14 protein-coding genes and 1 pseudogene are annotated in these 15737 nt (G+C 66.4%); 8 read left to right on the top strand and 7 right to left on the bottom strand.

The annotated features are described in order from the left end of the window. Positions 1–159: 159 nt before the first annotated feature. Positions 160–777: a hypothetical protein gene (locus L0963_RS11565; RefSeq protein ID WP_234179656.1), complete on the top strand. Its 618-nt coding sequence runs from the start codon at positions 160–162 to the stop codon at positions 775–777. A 66-nt stretch (positions 778–843) separates the two neighbouring features. Here L0963_RS11565 and L0963_RS11560 read toward each other — a convergent pair whose 3' ends face one another. Next, positions 844–2643, bottom strand: a complete 1800-nt coding sequence (locus tag L0963_RS11560) for a sensor domain-containing diguanylate cyclase (protein WP_234179651.1) — start codon at positions 2641–2643, stop codon at positions 844–846. Positions 2644–2734: 91 nt separating this feature from the next. Continuing rightward, complete coding sequence (locus L0963_RS11555; protein ID WP_003039152.1) at positions 2735–3355, bottom strand: TetR/AcrR family transcriptional regulator; 621 nt, start codon at positions 3353–3355, stop codon at positions 2735–2737. 51 nt (positions 3356–3406) lie between these two features. Between L0963_RS11555 and L0963_RS11550 the strand changes: the two genes are divergently transcribed. Together L0963_RS11550 and L0963_RS11545 are read left to right on the top strand one after the other, a co-directional pair. Further along, positions 3407–4849, top strand: coding sequence for an 8'-apo-carotenoid 13,14-cleaving dioxygenase (locus tag L0963_RS11550; protein WP_234179648.1), 1443 nt, complete (start codon positions 3407–3409; stop codon positions 4847–4849). A gap of 144 nt (positions 4850–4993) precedes the next feature. Next, positions 4994–6013: a hypothetical protein gene (locus L0963_RS11545; RefSeq protein ID WP_234179646.1), complete on the top strand. Its 1020-nt coding sequence runs from the start codon at positions 4994–4996 to the stop codon at positions 6011–6013. 138 nt (positions 6014–6151) lie between these two features. Here the strand turns inward: L0963_RS11545 and rplL are convergent, their stop codons facing one another. Together rplL and rplJ are read right to left on the bottom strand one after the other, a co-directional pair. Beyond that, positions 6152–6526: a 50S ribosomal protein L7/L12 gene (gene rplL / locus L0963_RS11540; RefSeq protein ID WP_003039166.1), complete on the bottom strand. Its 375-nt coding sequence runs from the start codon at positions 6524–6526 to the stop codon at positions 6152–6154. A gap of 56 nt (positions 6527–6582) precedes the next feature. After that, on the bottom strand, positions 6583–7098 hold the full coding sequence (rplJ, locus tag L0963_RS11535; protein ID WP_003039169.1) for a 50S ribosomal protein L10: 516 nt from the start codon (positions 7096–7098) through the stop codon (positions 6583–6585). A gap of 452 nt (positions 7099–7550) precedes the next feature. Between rplJ and L0963_RS11530 the strand changes: the two genes are divergently transcribed. Together L0963_RS11530 and L0963_RS11525 are read left to right on the top strand one after the other, a co-directional pair. Beyond that, positions 7551–8117, top strand: a complete 567-nt coding sequence (locus tag L0963_RS11530; RefSeq protein WP_442800563.1) for a PadR family transcriptional regulator — start codon at positions 7551–7553, stop codon at positions 8115–8117. A gap of 11 nt (positions 8118–8128) precedes the next feature. Further along, positions 8129–8442: pseudogene (locus L0963_RS11525) on the top strand (DUF2218 domain-containing protein). A gap of 67 nt (positions 8443–8509) precedes the next feature. On the opposite strand, the gene grxD reads toward L0963_RS11525, so the two are convergent. The 3 genes from grxD to L0963_RS11510 are packed head-to-tail and all read right to left on the bottom strand — an operon-like array spanning position 8510 to position 9474. Then, positions 8510–8839, bottom strand: coding sequence for a Grx4 family monothiol glutaredoxin (gene grxD, locus L0963_RS11520; RefSeq protein ID WP_003039178.1), 330 nt, complete (start codon positions 8837–8839; stop codon positions 8510–8512). Positions 8840–8887: 48 nt separating this feature from the next. Then, positions 8888–9121, bottom strand: a complete 234-nt coding sequence (locus L0963_RS11515; RefSeq protein ID WP_062769264.1) for a BolA/IbaG family iron-sulfur metabolism protein — start codon at positions 9119–9121, stop codon at positions 8888–8890. Positions 9122–9147: 26 nt separating this feature from the next. Then, positions 9148–9474: a DUF1476 domain-containing protein gene (locus tag L0963_RS11510; RefSeq protein WP_003039183.1), complete on the bottom strand. Its 327-nt coding sequence runs from the start codon at positions 9472–9474 to the stop codon at positions 9148–9150. A gap of 215 nt (positions 9475–9689) precedes the next feature. On the opposite strand from L0963_RS11510, the gene L0963_RS11505 reads away from it, so the two are divergent. The 3 genes from L0963_RS11505 to L0963_RS11495 are packed head-to-tail and all read left to right on the top strand — an operon-like array spanning position 9690 to position 15643. Next, positions 9690–12800 carry a CHAT domain-containing protein gene (locus L0963_RS11505; RefSeq protein WP_234179641.1) on the top strand — a complete coding sequence of 1037 codons (3111 nt, stop codon included), beginning with the start codon at positions 9690–9692 and terminating at the stop codon, positions 12798–12800. A gap of 4 nt (positions 12801–12804) precedes the next feature. Further along, positions 12805–14892 (top strand): adenylate/guanylate cyclase domain-containing protein, encoded by a 2088-nt coding sequence (locus tag L0963_RS11500; RefSeq protein WP_234179639.1) that lies wholly within the window; start codon positions 12805–12807, stop codon positions 14890–14892. Continuing rightward, complete coding sequence (locus L0963_RS11495; protein WP_234179637.1) at positions 14879–15643, top strand: hypothetical protein; 765 nt, start codon at positions 14879–14881, stop codon at positions 15641–15643. Before L0963_RS11500 ends, L0963_RS11495 begins: the two co-directional genes overlap by 14 nt. The last annotated feature ends 94 nt before the right edge of the window (positions 15644–15737 follow it).

The following is a 15737-nucleotide window of genomic DNA, read 5'->3' as shown; positions in this document are numbered from 1 at the left end:
CATGACGTCGTCCCGCAGCGAATATTCCGTGCCGATTGCGCGCCGCGGCTCGCTTCGTCGCGGCTCTGCCACGGTTCGGCAGCTTTGGCATGGCCTTCGCGTCGCGGCATGCGTTCAAGGTCCATGTCAATCCGAAAACCACCAAGGAGAAAAGAAGCTATGCGCAAGATCGCAGGCATTGTCACGTCCCTCTCTCTCGGCCTCGCAATGGCCGCCGGCGCGCCGGCATTCGCGCAGAGCGCGCCCGCCGCGGCGCCGACCATCAACCTCGCGCCCGGCACCACGGTCTATGACTCGGCCGGCAAGGCGATCGGCCCGATTGCCAGTGTCGCCGACCCCAACGTCGTCATCACTGTCGATGGCAAGTCGGTCGCACTGCCCAAGACGTCGTTCATGGTAACCGACAAGGGCCCGGCGATCACGCTGACCCTCGAACAGCTCACCGCCTGGCTCGACCAGCAGGCCGCCGCCGCCACCGCGGCGCTGAACGCCGCGCTCGTCCCCGGCGCCGACATCCGCAGCGCCAAGGGCACCGCTATCGTTGGCAAGGTCAAGGTTGTCGAAGCCGACGCCGTCGTGCTGACGACCGCCGAAGGCGACATGCGCTTGCCGAAGTCGGCTTTCTTCCAGTCGCAGCAGGGTCTGGCCACGAGCTTCACCGCCGAGCAGTTTGCGGCGGCGATTGCCGAAGCCAAGGCTGCAGCGCAGCCCGCGGCGACCGCCGAAGCGGCAGCCGATCCGGCGCCCGCGGAAGCGACGGCAAAAGAAGCCAACTGATCGCAGCACGATTGGTTAAAGGTGGGCGCGAGGGACATCCCTCGCGCCCTTCTTTTTGTCCGCGGATCAGGCTGCCATGCGCAGCCGGTTGCGCCCTTCGCGCTTGGCGAGATAGAGCGCCTTGTCGGCGCGGTGCAGCAATTCCTCGACGCTGGCGTCGGCGGCATACGCCGCAAGGCCGATGCTGATCGTGACATGCGCCGGGCCTTCGGCCTCGACATCGGCCTTTTCAATCGATGCCCGAATGCGCTCGGCGACCAGTTCCGCCGACCGGGCGCTCGGCCCCTGAAAGATGCACACAAATTCCTCGCCGCCATAACGGCCAACGACATCTTCCTCGCGCAGCGTCGCCTTCGCGCGCTGCCCGACCCAGCGGATCACCTCGTCGCCCACTGCGTGACCGTGACGATCGTTGATCTGCTTGAAATGATCGATGTCGAAAATCGCCACCGCGAGCTGCGTCCGCCCCTCGCCTGCCGCCAGCAAGGCGCGATTGAGCAGCGCGAGTGTCGAGCGCCGGTTGGGCAGCCCAGTGAGCATGTCGGTGTTCGCGGCTTCCTCGGCGATGCTGCGCGCGGCTTCCAGGCTGCGGGCATTTTCGACCGTTGCTGTGACATCCTGCACCGTACCGAAAATGCCGACGCTGCGCCCGCCGCGCCCGCGCTCGATCGAACCGTGCGATTTGACATAGCGTATCGCGCCGTCGGCGCGGATGATCCGTCCCTGATATTCGAAGGGTTCGCCGGTGCGCACCGCCTCTTCCAATATCGCCCTCACCGCGGGCTGATCCTCTTCGACATATTGCTCGACGCTGGTCGTCACGCTGACCGGCGCGCCGGGTTCCAGTCCGTGGATGCGATAGGTCTGGTCCGACCAGTGGATCGTCCAGCGCATCAGATCGACGCGCCAATGGCCCACCAGCGCAGCCGCTTCGGCCTGCACCAGCCAGCGATTGCTCTGCTCGAGCCGTTTGGCGAGCCGGCGCTGGACGACGAGCGATGCAGCGAGGGGCAGCGCGGTCGACTGAAGCGCGAGCAGATAGAATTGCAGGAAGAAGACCTGCTCCTTGACGCTGGCCTCCATCGCCGCGACCGGCCCGTGCCCCTGCCCGGTCAGCCAGGCCGCGATGCCGGCGATGATGAGCATGCCGGCCGCGGCGCCGAACGGACCGACGCGATAGGCGGCGACGATCACCGCGATGACCGGAAGGAATGTCGCCGGAAAGTGCGATTGTTCGAAGCTGACCGCAGTAATCAGCGCCGCAAGCGCGAGCACCGAGATCGCTTCGATCTTCATGCGCATGGTCGCATTGTCGAGCGCCTTCGACGCGACAAGCCGCGTCAGCATGATCAACGGCGGTGCCACGATCAGCATGCCGAGCGCCACGGTCGTCATCCACGAGAGGAAGAAGTCGAGGCCGATGCCGCCGAAAGCCAGCATCGTACCGCCCCCCGCGATCAAGGCACTGGCCATGCTGGCCACGATCACCGCAAGGCAGAAGCTGGCGACGGCGCGCGGCACCATGAACGAGAGGTCCTCGCCCTCGCGGCGGCGAACGATCCAGAAGGCGAGCCCCGCCTCGACCGAATTGGCGAGCGTGAAAATCGCCGCCATCAGGAAGGGCGCCCCGCTCAGCATGTTCGCGGCAAGGCTGGCCGCCGCTGCGGCGCCGATCGCCGCCGGTCGTGCGCGCCCCGGCATCAACAGCAGCAACGCCAGGAAATAGCCGCTCGGCGGCCAGATCGCGGCGATATTGTCCTCCCCCTTCGTCGCATGCAGCGACAGGCTGGCGAGCATGAAATAGCCAAGCGCCATCAGCAGCGACCAGAACGTCGCTTCTACTCGTGGGGGGAGTGTCCGCGTCATGCCCGTTATCTGGCAAAAACTGGAAAACAAATGGCTAACATCGCCACCTGTTTAGCCGGGAACGGGCGCGAAATCTCTGCAAATCATCGCGTTAGTCGAACCCGCCGAAAGTCATTGCGACGACCTGTTCGACCCGCGCTTCGTCCCATTCGATCCGGCGGTCGAGAATCAGCATTGCCAGCCCGTGCACCAATGACCAAGCGTGGAGCGCCGCGACGTCGGGCGCATCGAGCTGCGGCAGCGCCTGCGACACCCCGACGCGCAGCAGGTTGAAGGCGGTTTCGCCGCCATCGGTCCCTGCTTCGCGATAGCGTTCGGGCATCTGGCGCGTGAAGCTGAGCCGAAAGATAGCGGGGTCTTCGTGCGCAAAGCGGACATAGGCGATACCGATCGCAAGAAAGCCCGCCTTGCCGCCGCCCGCCTTGAGCCACGCCTGCGCCTGCAACGCCCCCAGCCGCCGCAATCCTTCGTCGGCCAGCGCGTCGAGCAGCGCCTCCTTGTCGGGGAAATGCCGGTAAAGCGCGGTCGCGCTGACGCCGACGTCGCGCGCCAGCGCGCGCAGGCCGAGTTCCGCATCGTCGCCCTCGGTCAGCCGCTTCATCCCGGCGGCGATCACCGCAGCGCGCAGGTCGCCATGATGATAGCCCTTGCCACGCGGCGTCGCCACCGCATCGACATTTTCCATGTTGACACTGTTATCTTCGTCGATCATGTTTGCACTGTAAACATCGCGAGTCGGTCGCGCAAGCGAAAGGAGAAGGGCATGGCGAGCAATATGGAAACGCTGATCCGCGGCGCGGTCACCAAGGGCATCGGCAAGGTCGCCGATTTCAACCGCAAGCGCCTGCCCCGCCCCACCGAAGCGCATCCCTATCTGACCGGCATCCACAAACCGATGACCGAGGAATTGACGATCGAGGCCCTGCGCGTCGACGGGGACATTCCCGCGGCGCTTTCGGGGCGCTATCTGCGCAATGGCCCCAACCCGGCTCTCCCCCCCGATCCCGCGAGCTACCACTGGTTCACGGGCGCCGGCATGGTCCACGGGCTGCGCATCGGCGACGGCAAGGCGCACTGGTATCGCAACCGCTGGGTGCGCGGGAACGAGGCGTGCGCAAAGCTCGGCGAGCCGATCCCCCCCGGCCCGCGCACCGACGGCTTCGATGCCCCCAACACCAATGTCGTCGGATTGGCGGGACGTACCTTTGCGATCGTCGAGGCGGGCGGCAAGCCCGTCGAACTCGACGATCAACTCATGACGATCGCCCACAACCCCTTCGACGGCACCCTCGCTGGCCCTTACACGGCGCACCCGCATCATGACCCGCTCACCGGCGAGACGCATGCGATCACCTACCGCGGCGACGAAATGAACAAGGTCTGGCACGTCGTGCTCGACGACAAGGCGCAGGTGATCCGTGAAGAAGCGGTCGCAGTGAGCGACGGTCCGTCGATTCACGACTGCGCTCTCACCGAACATTACGTGCTGGTGTTCGATCTGCCCGTCACCTTTTCGATGAAATCGCTGCTCGCCGGCTATCGCTTTCCCTATGCGTGGAACGAAGCCCATCCCGCGCGCGTCGGCCTCCTCCCCAGGAAAGGCCGTGGCGACGAGGTGGTGTGGGTGCCGGTCGATCCCTGCTATGTCTTTCACCCCGCCAATGCGTTCGAAACCACCGACGGCAAGGTGGTGGTCGATGTCGTCGCGCACGACACGATGTTCGCGCGCTCGAAGCGCGGCCCCGACAGCGAACGGTCGCGCATGGAACGCTGGACCATCGACCCGGTGGCGGGGACCACGACGCGCGCAGTTGTACACGATCATCCGCAGGAATTTCCGCGCTACGACGAGCGCCTGACCACCCGCCCCTATCGCTATATCTACAGCGTCGCCATTCCGGGCGGTGACGCGGTCGAAATGGCGATCGCCGATACCCGGCTGTTCCGCCACGATCTGGAAAGGGGCGCGACCGAGGCGCGTGATTTCGGCCCCGGCCGCCATCCCGGCGAGTTTGTCTTCGTCCCCCGCAGCGCCGCCGGGGCCGAAGATGACGGCTGGCTGATCGGCCTGGTGGTCGACATGACCAACGAGACGAGCGAGCTCGTCATCCTCAACGCCGACGATTTTACCGGCGCGCCGCAAGCGGTAATCCATCTGCCGCACCGGATCCCGCCCGGCTTTCATGGCAATTGGATCGCTGACTGAGCCACGGCGCGGCGGCCGGTCGCAACCCCGACTCGGTTCGCCGACGCGCCGAATCTTCGTCCAATCGCCGGGCCGCCACGGCTCGTCGTGAAAAGCGCTGTCATTTGGCAGCGCTTTTCACGCGCGGTTCGTTTTCCTTTCACTATGACGAAGAAGCTCCCCCTCCTCCGCCCTGCCACGAGCGCGATGGCCGCGTTCCTGGTCCTGTCCACCCCGGCCGCCTTTGCGCAGACCGCGCCGGCCGAAACCACGCCCCCCGCGATGGCGCCCGAACCCGTCGCGCCGCCGGTTGTGATGGTCCCGCCGGTCGCCGCACCGGCTCCGCAGACGACGCAGCCTGCGACGACCGCACCTGCGCCGGTCATCCGCGTGCCGCTCGACGTCGCGCCCCCCGCTACCGAAGCAACGCCGAAGGTGGCGGAACCGCAGGCCGAGGCGCTCCCCGCGCCGCGCGCCGAACGTCAGGCGAAAGCCGCGCCGGCCGAGCGGACCCGCGAGCCCGCGGCCGCCCCGGCAAGCCCGGCAACCGAACCGGCCGCACCGACTAGCGCAACCGCATCGACGCTCGCCGAAGATAGCGCGCTGACGCCGCCGCTTGCGACGCCGGTCGCCGAACCCGCAGATCCTATGGTCGCGCAGCGCGCCGATGCCGGCGGCGACGCCTTCCCCTGGGAAATCGCTGGCGGCGCCGCCGCTCTGCTGCTCGCGGGCGGCGCAGCCTTCGCCTTGATGCGCCGCCGTCGCACCGATGGTGTCGCCGAGGAAACGCGCTACGAAGATGGTCCGGTCGCGGCCCCTGCGCCCGAAGCCTATCGCGCGCCCGTCATTACGGTGCCGCCCGCCAAGCCGCGCTCGGCGCCCGCATTCGCCACCGCGCCGCACGGCAGCATGGGCCGTCATGAGGCGCTGGCCATGGCCGGCCCGAGCGAGGACAATCCCTTCCTGACGCTCAAGAAGCGGCTGAAGCGCGCGCGCTTCTATGACCGCCGCGAACGGATGGACTATGATGCGCTGCTCGCTGAACAGAAGGATATGCGCCGCCAGCCGGCCAGCGCGTGGGATATCGCCCAGCGCCCCGAACCGGCCCCGGCGCAGCAGGACGTGCATCCTCCCGATATCCGCCCCGCGCGCCCGGGCCTGCGCCCCGGTTTCGCCAAGGGCTGAGACAGAGGCTGACTAGCCGCGCGCGCCAAGTTTGTTCGTCGCGCAAGGAAAAAGGGCGGCGCCGCAAGGCACCGCCCTTTTTCTTGTCGCCATGGTTCCGCCGGGAGCCGGCGGCAACCGCTGCGAACGACAGCGAACTTACTTGAGTTCGACGGTCGCGCCGGCAGCTTCCAGCTTCTTCTTGATGTCTTCGGCTTCGGCCTTGTTGACACCTTCCTTGACGGCCTTCGGCGCGCCTTCGACGAGCGCCTTGGCTTCGCCCAGGCCCAGGCCGGTGATCGCGCGGACTTCCTTGATGACGTTGATCTTCTGACCACCGTCGCCGGTCAGGACGACGTCGAATTCGTCCTTTTCTTCAGCAGCCGGAGCGCCAGCGCCAGCAGCCGGAGCGGCAACAGCGACAGCAGCGGCGGCCGAAACGCCCCACTTTTCTTCGAGCATCTTCGAAAGTTCAGCAGCTTCCAGAACGGTCAGCGCCGACAGGTCTTCAACGATCTTAGCAAGATCAGCCATTTTCATTCTCCATCAGAACCCGGATAGCCCGGTGAATTGGTAAGGGTAGGTAGGGTTTATGCCGCTTCCTTGGCGCCATAGGCACCAAAGACCCGCGCCAGCTGACCAGCCGGGGCTGCCGCAATCTGGGCAACCTTGGTGGCCGGAGCCTGAAGCAGGCCGATAAGCGTGCCGCGCAGCTCGTCGAGCGACGGCAGCGAAGCGAGCGCCTTCACGCCTTCCACGTCGAGGACAACATCCCCCATGCCGCCGCCAACGATTTCAAGCTTGTCGTTGGTCTTGGCAAATTCCACGGCGATCTTCGCAGCCGCCACCGCATCGGTGGAAGCGGCAATAGCCGTGGGACCGGTCAGATAATCGCTGATGCCGGTGTAGGGCGTGCCTTCGAGCGCGATCTTGGCCAGGCGGTTCTTCGCGACCTTGAAGCTCGCGCCCGCGTCGCGCATCTGCTGGCGAAGCACCGTCGACTGGGCGACGGTAAGACCAAGGTTGCGAACGATCACAACCGAAGCCGCATTCGACAGCGTAGCGTTCAGCGAGGATACGGCATCGGCTTTTTGAGCACGATCCATGCCTGTTTCTCCACTCTGTGCCCGGATGCGCGCAACAGGGCGCGCCGCCGGGCGGCTAACGAACGCAAAGGCCAGAAAGGACGCATCCCGTCTGTCCGTTGCGTGGCGATGTCCGATGGGGTCGGTCAAGCCGCGGGCGCCTGGATACAGGCGGGCGACCGAAAAAGACTGTTCCCCGTCTAGGCTGGAAATTAAGCGGAGCAAATCCCCCGCACCAACTGTCTCGGACGGAATTGCCAGGATCGGAACCCTGACAACACGGGGGCGCCTAATAGCGGCGAGCCGCCGCGAGTCAAGGAAAATAGCCGGACCCGCCGCAGGGCGTTCGCGCACAAAATCGCGCAAATCCCCTTGCGCAATTTCATTTAAGATATATCTTAGAGCTATCTAAAAACAGTCTAAAGGATAAAGACATGCACTTTCATGGACATAGAGGCGATCGCGGATGCGGCATGCGCCATGGCATGCGACACGGCGGGCGCGGATTCGGACCCGGCTTCGGCCGCGGGCGCGGCTTTGGCGGCCGTCACGGCCACGATGACGAGGGCCGCGGCCGGCGTCGCCGGATGTTCGACAGCGGCGAACTGCGCCTCGTCCTGTTGCGGCTGATCGCCGACGAACCGCGCCACGGCTACGACCTGATCCGGCGGATCGAGGAACTGACGCGCGGCGCCTACGCGCCCAGCCCCGGCGTGATCTACCCTACCCTCACCTTGCTCGACGACATGGGCCAGATTGCCGCTGCCGACAGCGAGGGCGCCAAGAAGCTCTTCGCGATCACGCCGGAGGGTCAGGCCGAACTCGACGCCAATGCCGCGCTCGTCGACGAACTGCTGGCGCGGCTGGCGGAAGTCGGCGATGAGCAGCAGCGCACCGACAGCGCTTCAGTGCGCCGGGCGATGGGCAATTTGCGTGCCGTATTGATGAACCGGCTGCGCGACCGCGAGCTCGACGAAGCCACGCTCCACGAGATTGTGGCGCGGATCGACGAAGCGGCACAGAAGATCGAGCGGCTTTGATGGAGGCTCAGATGACCCATACCGCCACCGCGCAGGTCCCCACGGCGCATGCGAGCAAATATCTGCAGCAGCTTTGCAAGCATTGGCAGCATAATCTGGCGGTCGCCTTCACCGCCGATCACGGCACCGTCACCTTTCCGCGCTACGCGCGCGGAGCGGACTGGCCCGGCGACGGGCTGGTGACCTTCGACGCCGGCGAAGCCGCGCCGTCGGTTCGCATCGATGCGAGCGCCGAAGGCCAGCTCGAGGCACTGAAGGGCGCGGTCGCGCGTCATCTCGACCGCTTCGCCTTTCGCGAAGCGCCGCTGCGTTCGACTGGCAATAGGCAAGGTCGAGCCGGGCGCGCGGTCTATACCGCCGGCCCGGCCGGTCAGCCGATGGCCTGCGTCATGTCAGTCGGCGCGCGCGGGAAGACCGTTGACGAGCTGATGCAGCTCACCGGCTTCCCACATTTCCATCATGATATCGCTGCCGCCGACGAATTCGCCCTTCACATAGAGCTGGGGGATCGTCGGCCAGTCCGAAAATTCCTTGATGCCCTGCCGGATTTCCATGTCCTGCAGCACATCGACGCTGGCATATTCGACGCCAAGCCGGTCGAGCATCGCAATGGCGCGCGACGAAAAGCCGCACTGCGGGAAAAGCGGCGTGCCCTTCATGAAGAGCAGGACGGGATTGTCGGCGACCAGCTTGGCAATGCGGTCGTGAGTGGCTTCGGTCATAACAGGTCTCCGGCACGGGCGCGGGCGCGCCGCATTGGGGTCATACCCCTATGAAGGGATGGCGGTGGTCAATTGCAAGGCGTGAAGTTCGCCGCCCATGCGCCCGCCGAGCGCGGCATAGACCGCCTTGTGCTGCGCGACGCGGCTCAACCCGCGAAAGGATTCGCTGACGATATGCGCCGCATAATGATCATTGTCGCCGGCAAGATCGGTGATCGTCACCTCCGCGTCGGGAAGCGCCGCCTCGATCATCGCCCGCAAATCGGATTCGCGCATGCCCATGCCGGATGTCCTGCCCGATTCCGCGATCAGTTCTGCGTGTCGATGAACTGGCGGCGCGCCTCGGCCGTCTTTTCGTTGAGCATCGAGCGGATTTCGGCGTCGCTGATCTCGACCGCGGCGGCGGTCAGGTCGCCAGCCAGCTTGCGGATCACATCCTCGTCGCCGGCCTCCTCGAAATCGGCCTGCACGACCGCCTTGGCATAGGCATCGGTTTCCTCGGGCGTCAGCCCCATGCGCTCGGCGGCCCATTCGCCGAGCAGGCGATTGCGGCGTGCGGTGATGCGGAACTGCACCTCCTGGTCGCGGGCGAACTTCGCCTCGAAAGCCCGTTCACGATCGTCGAATCCGCTCATTTCACCCTCTTTTGGAAATTGACCCTGTCGGGATGGCAGATAGGTGGCCGCGCCCCGGCGCGCAAGCCGCCTGTGCGGCAGATCACTTCCCTTTTCGCCACAAGGGGTTTAGGGTCCGCCGCAACGGGAATGGGTCGTACCGCAGCAACAGACTGCGCCTTGCCGCCAACCAGATGGCCAGGTGCCCGATGCCGTGACCCTGGGGGAATATCGTGATGACCGTACGACCTGCGTTTCGCCTGTCCTTGCTGGCGCTGCTCGCCGCATCGGCGCCTGTCCCGGCCTGGGCGCAAGGCGAAGACCCGACGCTCCGCGACAGCTTTTCGATCGGCAGCCAGGGCGGCTCGCTGTGCGAAGTGCAGGCGACTGTCCGCGACGCCGTCGTCAAGGGCATGTTCGACCGCGCCTGGGTGATCGTCTGCCGCGACGCGAGCCAGCCCGTCGGTTATATCCGCGCGCTGCGTGCCAGCGAAGCCGACGCGGTGCAGCGGCTGGCGGCGGCGCGCGATCCCAACATTGTCTGCGGCGCCGACGGTCGCTGCACGATCAAGGGCAGCAGCGTCGAATGGGCGAGCCGCATCGAAATGGACGGCGCGACCGCCTACACCGCCGAAGGCTTTGCCGCTTATGGCGACGCGCTGACGCTCGCGCTCCAGTCGATCCGCCAGCACAAGGTCGCACCGGGCGTCATCAAGGTCGCAACGACATCGGTTGGCGGCGGCGACGAAGGCTTCGCGCGCACGCTCGCCGGGACGATCGACCTCGACCGGGCGCTCGCCGAAGGCTATCGCCGCAACCACAGCGGCGACTATGCCGAAGCGGCCGAATTTTTCGAAGCGCTGTCGCGCCGCACCGGGAACGATGCGTCGACCGGCGACATCGACCCGAGCGAATTCACGCTTAACCGCGCGCTCCAGAAATCGAACCTCGGCGAATTTGCTGAAGCCGCGCGCCTGTTCGCCGAAGTCGATGCGATCCCGACGAGCGACCCGGTGCAATTGCGGCTGCGGCGCAATTTTCAGGCGATCGATGCGCTCAACCAGCGCGACTATGCGCGCGCCGCCGAAATCCTGCAGCGTCCGGTGCCGCCGACCACCGCATCGATCGAAGCCGCCGACGGCGGCGTCACGCTAACCCCTGCGATCACCGCCGGCGTCAACAGCGGTAGCAACGCCCGCGCCATCCGCCAGACATCGGACAGCGAGCGGCTGAGCCCGCTCGAGCGCGCGCAGATCATCGACGCACAGGCGACGCATCTGCTCGGCACCGTCGATCGCCTCCGCGGCGATGCGAAAACCGCCAAGCAGCTCCAGCTCAAGGGTCTGACTGACGCGCTGGCCGTGCGGCAGGGGCGTGTCACTTCGATCGTCCGGCTGCGTTCGCAGATGCTCGGCGAGCTTGCACTGACCGAAGAGGCACTGGGCGACATGGGCGCGGCGGATGCGCGCTTCCGCGAATCGGTCGATGCGCTCGCGATCGAATATCCCGAAACCAATGCGCTCGCTTCGGCGCGCGCGCGCTACGCCGCCTTCCTGACCCGCCAGGGCCGCGACAACGAGGCGCTCGCCCTCTATCAGGCGGTGGTAAAGGCGCTCGCCGACACGCAGCGGTCGTCGACCGGCATGGCGAATATCATGGCGCCCTATTACCGCCTGCTTGCGGCACGCGCGCCGACCGATCCCGCCGCCGTCGCCGATTTCTTCGTCGCCAGCCAGCTCCAGGTTCGTCCCGGCGTCGCCGATACGCAGGCGGTGCTGGCGCGCGAACTGTCGGGCGGCGACGGCGACGGCGCCCGGCTGTTCCGTCAGGCGACGACGCTCAATCGCGACATCGAACGCGCGCGGATCGAGGAAGCCCGACTGATCCAGCTCCCCGCGACCGGCGAGGTCGTTGCACGGCTCGCCGATGTGAAGACGCAGATCGACAATCTGTCGTTCCAGCAGGCCGAAACCGTCGCCAAGCTGTCGGCGTTCCCGCAATATCGCGTCGTATCGTCGGGCAAGCTCGATCTCGGCGAATTGCAGCAGGTACTGCGCCCCGACGAAGCCTATCTGAAGATGCTGGTCGTCGGCGACGCCGTCTATGCGATGCTGATCGAACCCGGCAGTGCCCAGCTCTGGCGCGCCGACATCGACGCCGACGGCCTAGAAAACGCCGTTGATGCGATCCGCTCGACGATTTCGACGGTCGAGAACGGGCGCCGCGTCACTTATCCGTTCGACGCGGCCACCGCACGCAAACTCTATGTCCAGCTGTTCGGCCCGGCCGCCGACCGGCTGCCGGCGATCAAGCATCTTGTCTTCGAACCCGATGGCGCGATGCTGAAACTGCCGGTCAACCTGCTCGTCACCTCCGACACCGGGCTCGCCGCCTATGAGCAGCGGGTCAATGATCCCGCCGCCGACCCCTTCGACATGCGCGGCATCGCCTGGCTCGGGCGCTCGACCCGGCCGAGCACCGCAGTATCGGCGCTCGCTTTTCGCAACGCGCGCCAGGCGCCGCCGTCGACCGCGCGGCGGCAATATTTCGGCCTTGGTGAAAATCTGCCGCTCGCCGGCGGCATCCTGCCCTCGCTCGGCACCCGCGGCGCGGCGAGCGACAGCGTCGACGGCACCTGCCAGTGGAGCGCCTCGCAATGGGCGCGTCCGATCTCGGCCGCCGAACTCGTGACCGCAAGCAGCACCATCGGGCGCGACAGCTCGACCCTGCTCACCGGCGGCGACTTCACCGATACCGCGGTCAAGGAGCGCGGCGACCTTAGCGACTATCGCATCATCCATTTTGCAACCCACGGTCTCGTCACCGCACCGAAGCCGTCCTGCCCGGCGCGCCCCGCACTCGTCACCTCGTTCGGCGACAAGGATTCGGACGGCCTGCTCACGTTCCAGGAAATCTTCGACCTAAAGCTCGATGCCGACCTGGTGATCCTGTCGGCCTGCGATACCGCGGGCGCCGCCTCGGTCGCCGCAACGCGCGAAGCCGGCGTCGCCAGCGGCGGCGGCAGCGCGCTCGACGGTCTCGTCCGATCGTTCATCGGCGCAGGTGGGCGTTCGGTCATCGCAAGCCACTGGCCGGCGCCCGACGATTTCGACGCAACCAAGCGGCTGATCGGCGGCCTGTTCGCGGCCCCTCAGGGCGAAAGCGTCGCCGATGCGCTGTGGACGACGCAAAGCCAGCTGATGAACGACCAGCAAACCTCGCATCCCTATTATTGGGCCGGGTTCGCCATCATCGGCGATGGTGCGCAGCCGCTGCTGCACGGCCTCCCCACGACGACCGCAGCCGCCCTTGCCACCGGAGTTTCGACCGGACGCGCGGCGCGCTGACCCGATGACCGCGAGCATCGCCCCGGACGCCGCGCCCGACGCAATGCCGGCCGCCAACGGCCCGGCGGCGATCCCGCTGCGCAAGCGGCTCCGGCGGCTGGTCATGCAGCTCGGCCCGTCGCGAATGGCGGCGACGATCCTCTTCCTGATCGTCGCGACGCTGTTCGCGCGCTTCAGCTGGGACATGCCGCTCGTCAACGATGCCGAACGCGCGCTCTACGATGCGCGCGCGACGCTGATGGCGCCGCACGTCGCGCAGGATCAGCGCATCGTCATGATTACCTATAATGACGAAACCCTGTTCAATACCGGCATCCGCTCGCCGCTCGACCGGACGCTGCTTGCGCGCGCACTCGCCAATATCGACCGCATGGGCGCGAAAGCGATCGGCATCGATATCGCTTTCGATTCGCCGCGCCCCGACGACGATCTGCTCAAGACGCAGTTGCGCGCCATGACGACGCCGACATGGCTCGCCTATGCCGAACAGGCGAGCAATCCGAACACCATCTTCTACGAACAGCAGAGATTCCTTCAGTCCTTCATCGCCGACGTGCGCACCGACAAGACCCGGCCGACGAGCGTCCTGTTCCGCACCGACGGCGACGGCGTGATCCGCCGTTGGCCCGACCGGCCGAAGAATCTGCCGCCGCTGATGGCGAATGCGCTGACGCCGGTCGACGCCGCCCACGCCGATTATCAGGGCAATATCCGCTTCCTCCTGCCCGCCCGCGCTAATGCCGGACAGGAGGAGCCGGTCTTCGCCAACATCCCGATCGACACATTTGCGGTGCCGATGGACGATGAAATGCTCGCCGGCCTCGCCGAGCTGGTGCGCGGACGCTATGTCCTGATCGGCGGCGACATCATCGACAACGACCAGTTCAACACGCCAATGAGCCGCTTTGTCGATCCGATCACCGGGCTGCACGAAACGATGATCGGGCTCGAAGTTCATGCGCATATGCTGGCGCAGCAACTCGACGGCGACTGGCCAGCGCCGATGCCGGGGCCGTCGCTGTGGGTGCTGGCCATCCTCGTCGTCGTCGCCGGGGGACTGACCAGCCTGATCGACATGCGTGCGCGCTGGGTCGCGCTCGCCTTTCTGGGGCAGCTTGCCTTCTTCGTCGCCTTCCCTTTCTGGCTGCATCGCCACGGCATCGACACGACGACGCTGCCGGCCTTCGGCTGGGCGGTCGGCTGGCTGCTCGGCTATGCGGCGGTCGGCACCGCGGCGCGCACCATCGGCTCGCGTCAGCGCGCCTTCGCGCAGTCGGCGCTCGGCAAATATCTGCCTGTCGATGTCGCCGCGCAGATCATGCGCGATCCCGACCAGCTTTCGCTGCACGGCGAACGGCGCAACATCTATTGCGTCTTTACCGACCTCGAAGGTTTCACCAAGCTCAGCCATGCGGTGACGCCGGAGACGGTGGCGCGGCTGCTCAACGAATATCTCGACCGCCTGTCGGACATCGTCCTCGAACATGGCGGGACGATCGACAAGTTCGTCGGCGACGCGGTCGTCGCCTTCTGGGGCGCGCCGATCAGCCGCCCCGACGATGGCGCGCGCGCCGCGGCGGCGGCGGTCGCCATGTACCAGGCGGGTGAAGCCTTTCGTGTCGATATGGCGGAGGGCGTGCCGCCGATCGGCATGACGCGCGTCGGCCTGCACGTCGGCGACGCAATCGTCGGCAATTTCGGCGGCGAGGACCGCATCCAATATACCGCGCTCGGCGACAGCATGAACACCGCCTCGCGGCTGGAGGCGGCGAACAAGAGCCTGAAGACCGGCGTCCTCATCTCGGCCGAAGCCGCCGAGCGTTCGGGCCGCGACGATCTGGTGCCGATGGGCCGGGTGACGCTGCGCGGGCGGGCGCAGCCGGTCGACGTCTTCACCCCGCGCGCCGACCTCAGCCCCGATCAGCGCGCCGCGATCGCCGCGCTGGTTGCCGCGCATGCGGCGGGCGATAAAAAGGCCTATGTGACCTGCGCCACAGCATTGGCGGCCGAATGGGGTAAGGATTTGTCCATCATGTTCCTGATCGAACGCCTGAACGATACCGACAAGGGAGAAAGCTATGTCCTTTCCTGACTTCCGGACCCGCCGCCTGGGCCTGACCACCGCCGCAGCCGCCATTGCCTTCGCGGTTGCCGGCACCGCCGCAGCGCAATCGATGGTCGTGCGATCGACCGGTCCGTCGGCGTCCAAATATCCGACCGGCGCAAAGCTGAAGGCCAGCGACAAGCTGACCCTGGTGGCGGGCGACAAGATCGTGCTGATGCAGGGCGGCAAGACGCGCACCCTGTCGGGGCCCGGCACCTATGGCGCCAGCGGCCCGATCCAGTCGAACCAGACGATGGGCAGCGCGGTGACGCGGATGCTCGCCAGCGGCCCGTCGATGCGATCGCGCGGCGGGTTTTCGCGCGGTCCCGACGAACCCAAGCCCGCCGAACTGCGTGCGCCGAACCTGTGGTTCATCGACTATCGCGAAGCCGGCACCTTCTGCGTCGCCGATCCCGCGACGCTGATGCTGTGGCGCCCCTATATGGACACCGACGAGCTTCTGAAGATCGAGCAGGACGGCAAGACGCAGACCGTTGCTTTCGTCGTCGGCGCCAATTTCCGCAAATGGCCGTCCGATGCGATGCCGGTCAAATATGATGTCGATTATCGCCTGTCGGGCGGCGGGCTCAGCGCCCCCGTCACCATCCGCTTCAAGCCGATGGGAGAGGTGCCCGCGACCCCCGACGCATCGGTCGATGCGCTGATGGCAAAGGGCTGCACGCCGCAGCTCAACCGGCTCGTCGACACGATGGCGGAAGCCGAAGAGAGCGGCGGCTGAACGCACGGCCGGCGGGCATTGAAGGGGCCGCGCCGGTCTGATATTTGTTGCAGACTATGCGGCCGGATAGAGCCGCAAGTCCTTTCCTTGGGTC

This window comes from Sphingopyxis sp. NFH-91, assembly GCF_021401285.1.
GTDB lineage: Bacteria > Pseudomonadota > Alphaproteobacteria > Sphingomonadales > Sphingomonadaceae > Sphingopyxis > Sphingopyxis terrae_A.
Note: the sequence above shows the minus strand (reverse complement) of the source record. Positions and strands in the feature narration are given on the sequence as shown.

Excerpts from the sequence above, each read along its gene's own strand:
- L0963_RS11560 (WP_234179651.1), bottom strand. The coding sequence starts at position 2,643 with ATGACGCGGACACTCCCCCCACGAGTAGAAGCGACGTTCTGGTCGCTG.
- L0963_RS11495 (WP_234179637.1), top strand. The coding sequence starts at position 14,879 with ATGTCCTTTCCTGACTTCCGGACCCGCCGCCTGGGCCTGACCACCGCC.
- L0963_RS11500 (WP_234179639.1), top strand. The coding sequence starts at position 12,805 with ATGACCGCGAGCATCGCCCCGGACGCCGCGCCCGACGCAATGCCGGCC.
- L0963_RS11550 (WP_234179648.1), top strand. The coding sequence starts at position 3,407 with ATGGCGAGCAATATGGAAACGCTGATCCGCGGCGCGGTCACCAAGGGC.
- L0963_RS11545 (WP_234179646.1), top strand. The coding sequence starts at position 4,994 with ATGACGAAGAAGCTCCCCCTCCTCCGCCCTGCCACGAGCGCGATGGCC.
- L0963_RS11515 (WP_062769264.1), bottom strand. The coding sequence starts at position 9,121 with ATGGGCATGCGCGAATCCGATTTGCGGGCGATGATCGAGGCGGCGCTT.
- L0963_RS11565 (WP_234179656.1), top strand. The coding sequence starts at position 160 with ATGCGCAAGATCGCAGGCATTGTCACGTCCCTCTCTCTCGGCCTCGCA.
- L0963_RS11530 (WP_442800563.1), top strand. The coding sequence starts at position 7,551 with ATGCGCCATGGCATGCGACACGGCGGGCGCGGATTCGGACCCGGCTTC.
- L0963_RS11555 (WP_003039152.1), bottom strand. The coding sequence starts at position 3,355 with ATGATCGACGAAGATAACAGTGTCAACATGGAAAATGTCGATGCGGTG.
- rplJ (WP_003039169.1), bottom strand. The coding sequence starts at position 7,098 with ATGGATCGTGCTCAAAAAGCCGATGCCGTATCCTCGCTGAACGCTACG.
- grxD (WP_003039178.1), bottom strand. The coding sequence starts at position 8,839 with ATGACCGAAGCCACTCACGACCGCATTGCCAAGCTGGTCGCCGACAAT.
- rplL (WP_003039166.1), bottom strand. The coding sequence starts at position 6,526 with ATGGCTGATCTTGCTAAGATCGTTGAAGACCTGTCGGCGCTGACCGTT.
- L0963_RS11505 (WP_234179641.1), top strand. The coding sequence starts at position 9,690 with ATGACCGTACGACCTGCGTTTCGCCTGTCCTTGCTGGCGCTGCTCGCC.
- L0963_RS11510 (WP_003039183.1), bottom strand. The coding sequence starts at position 9,474 with ATGAGCGGATTCGACGATCGTGAACGGGCTTTCGAGGCGAAGTTCGCC.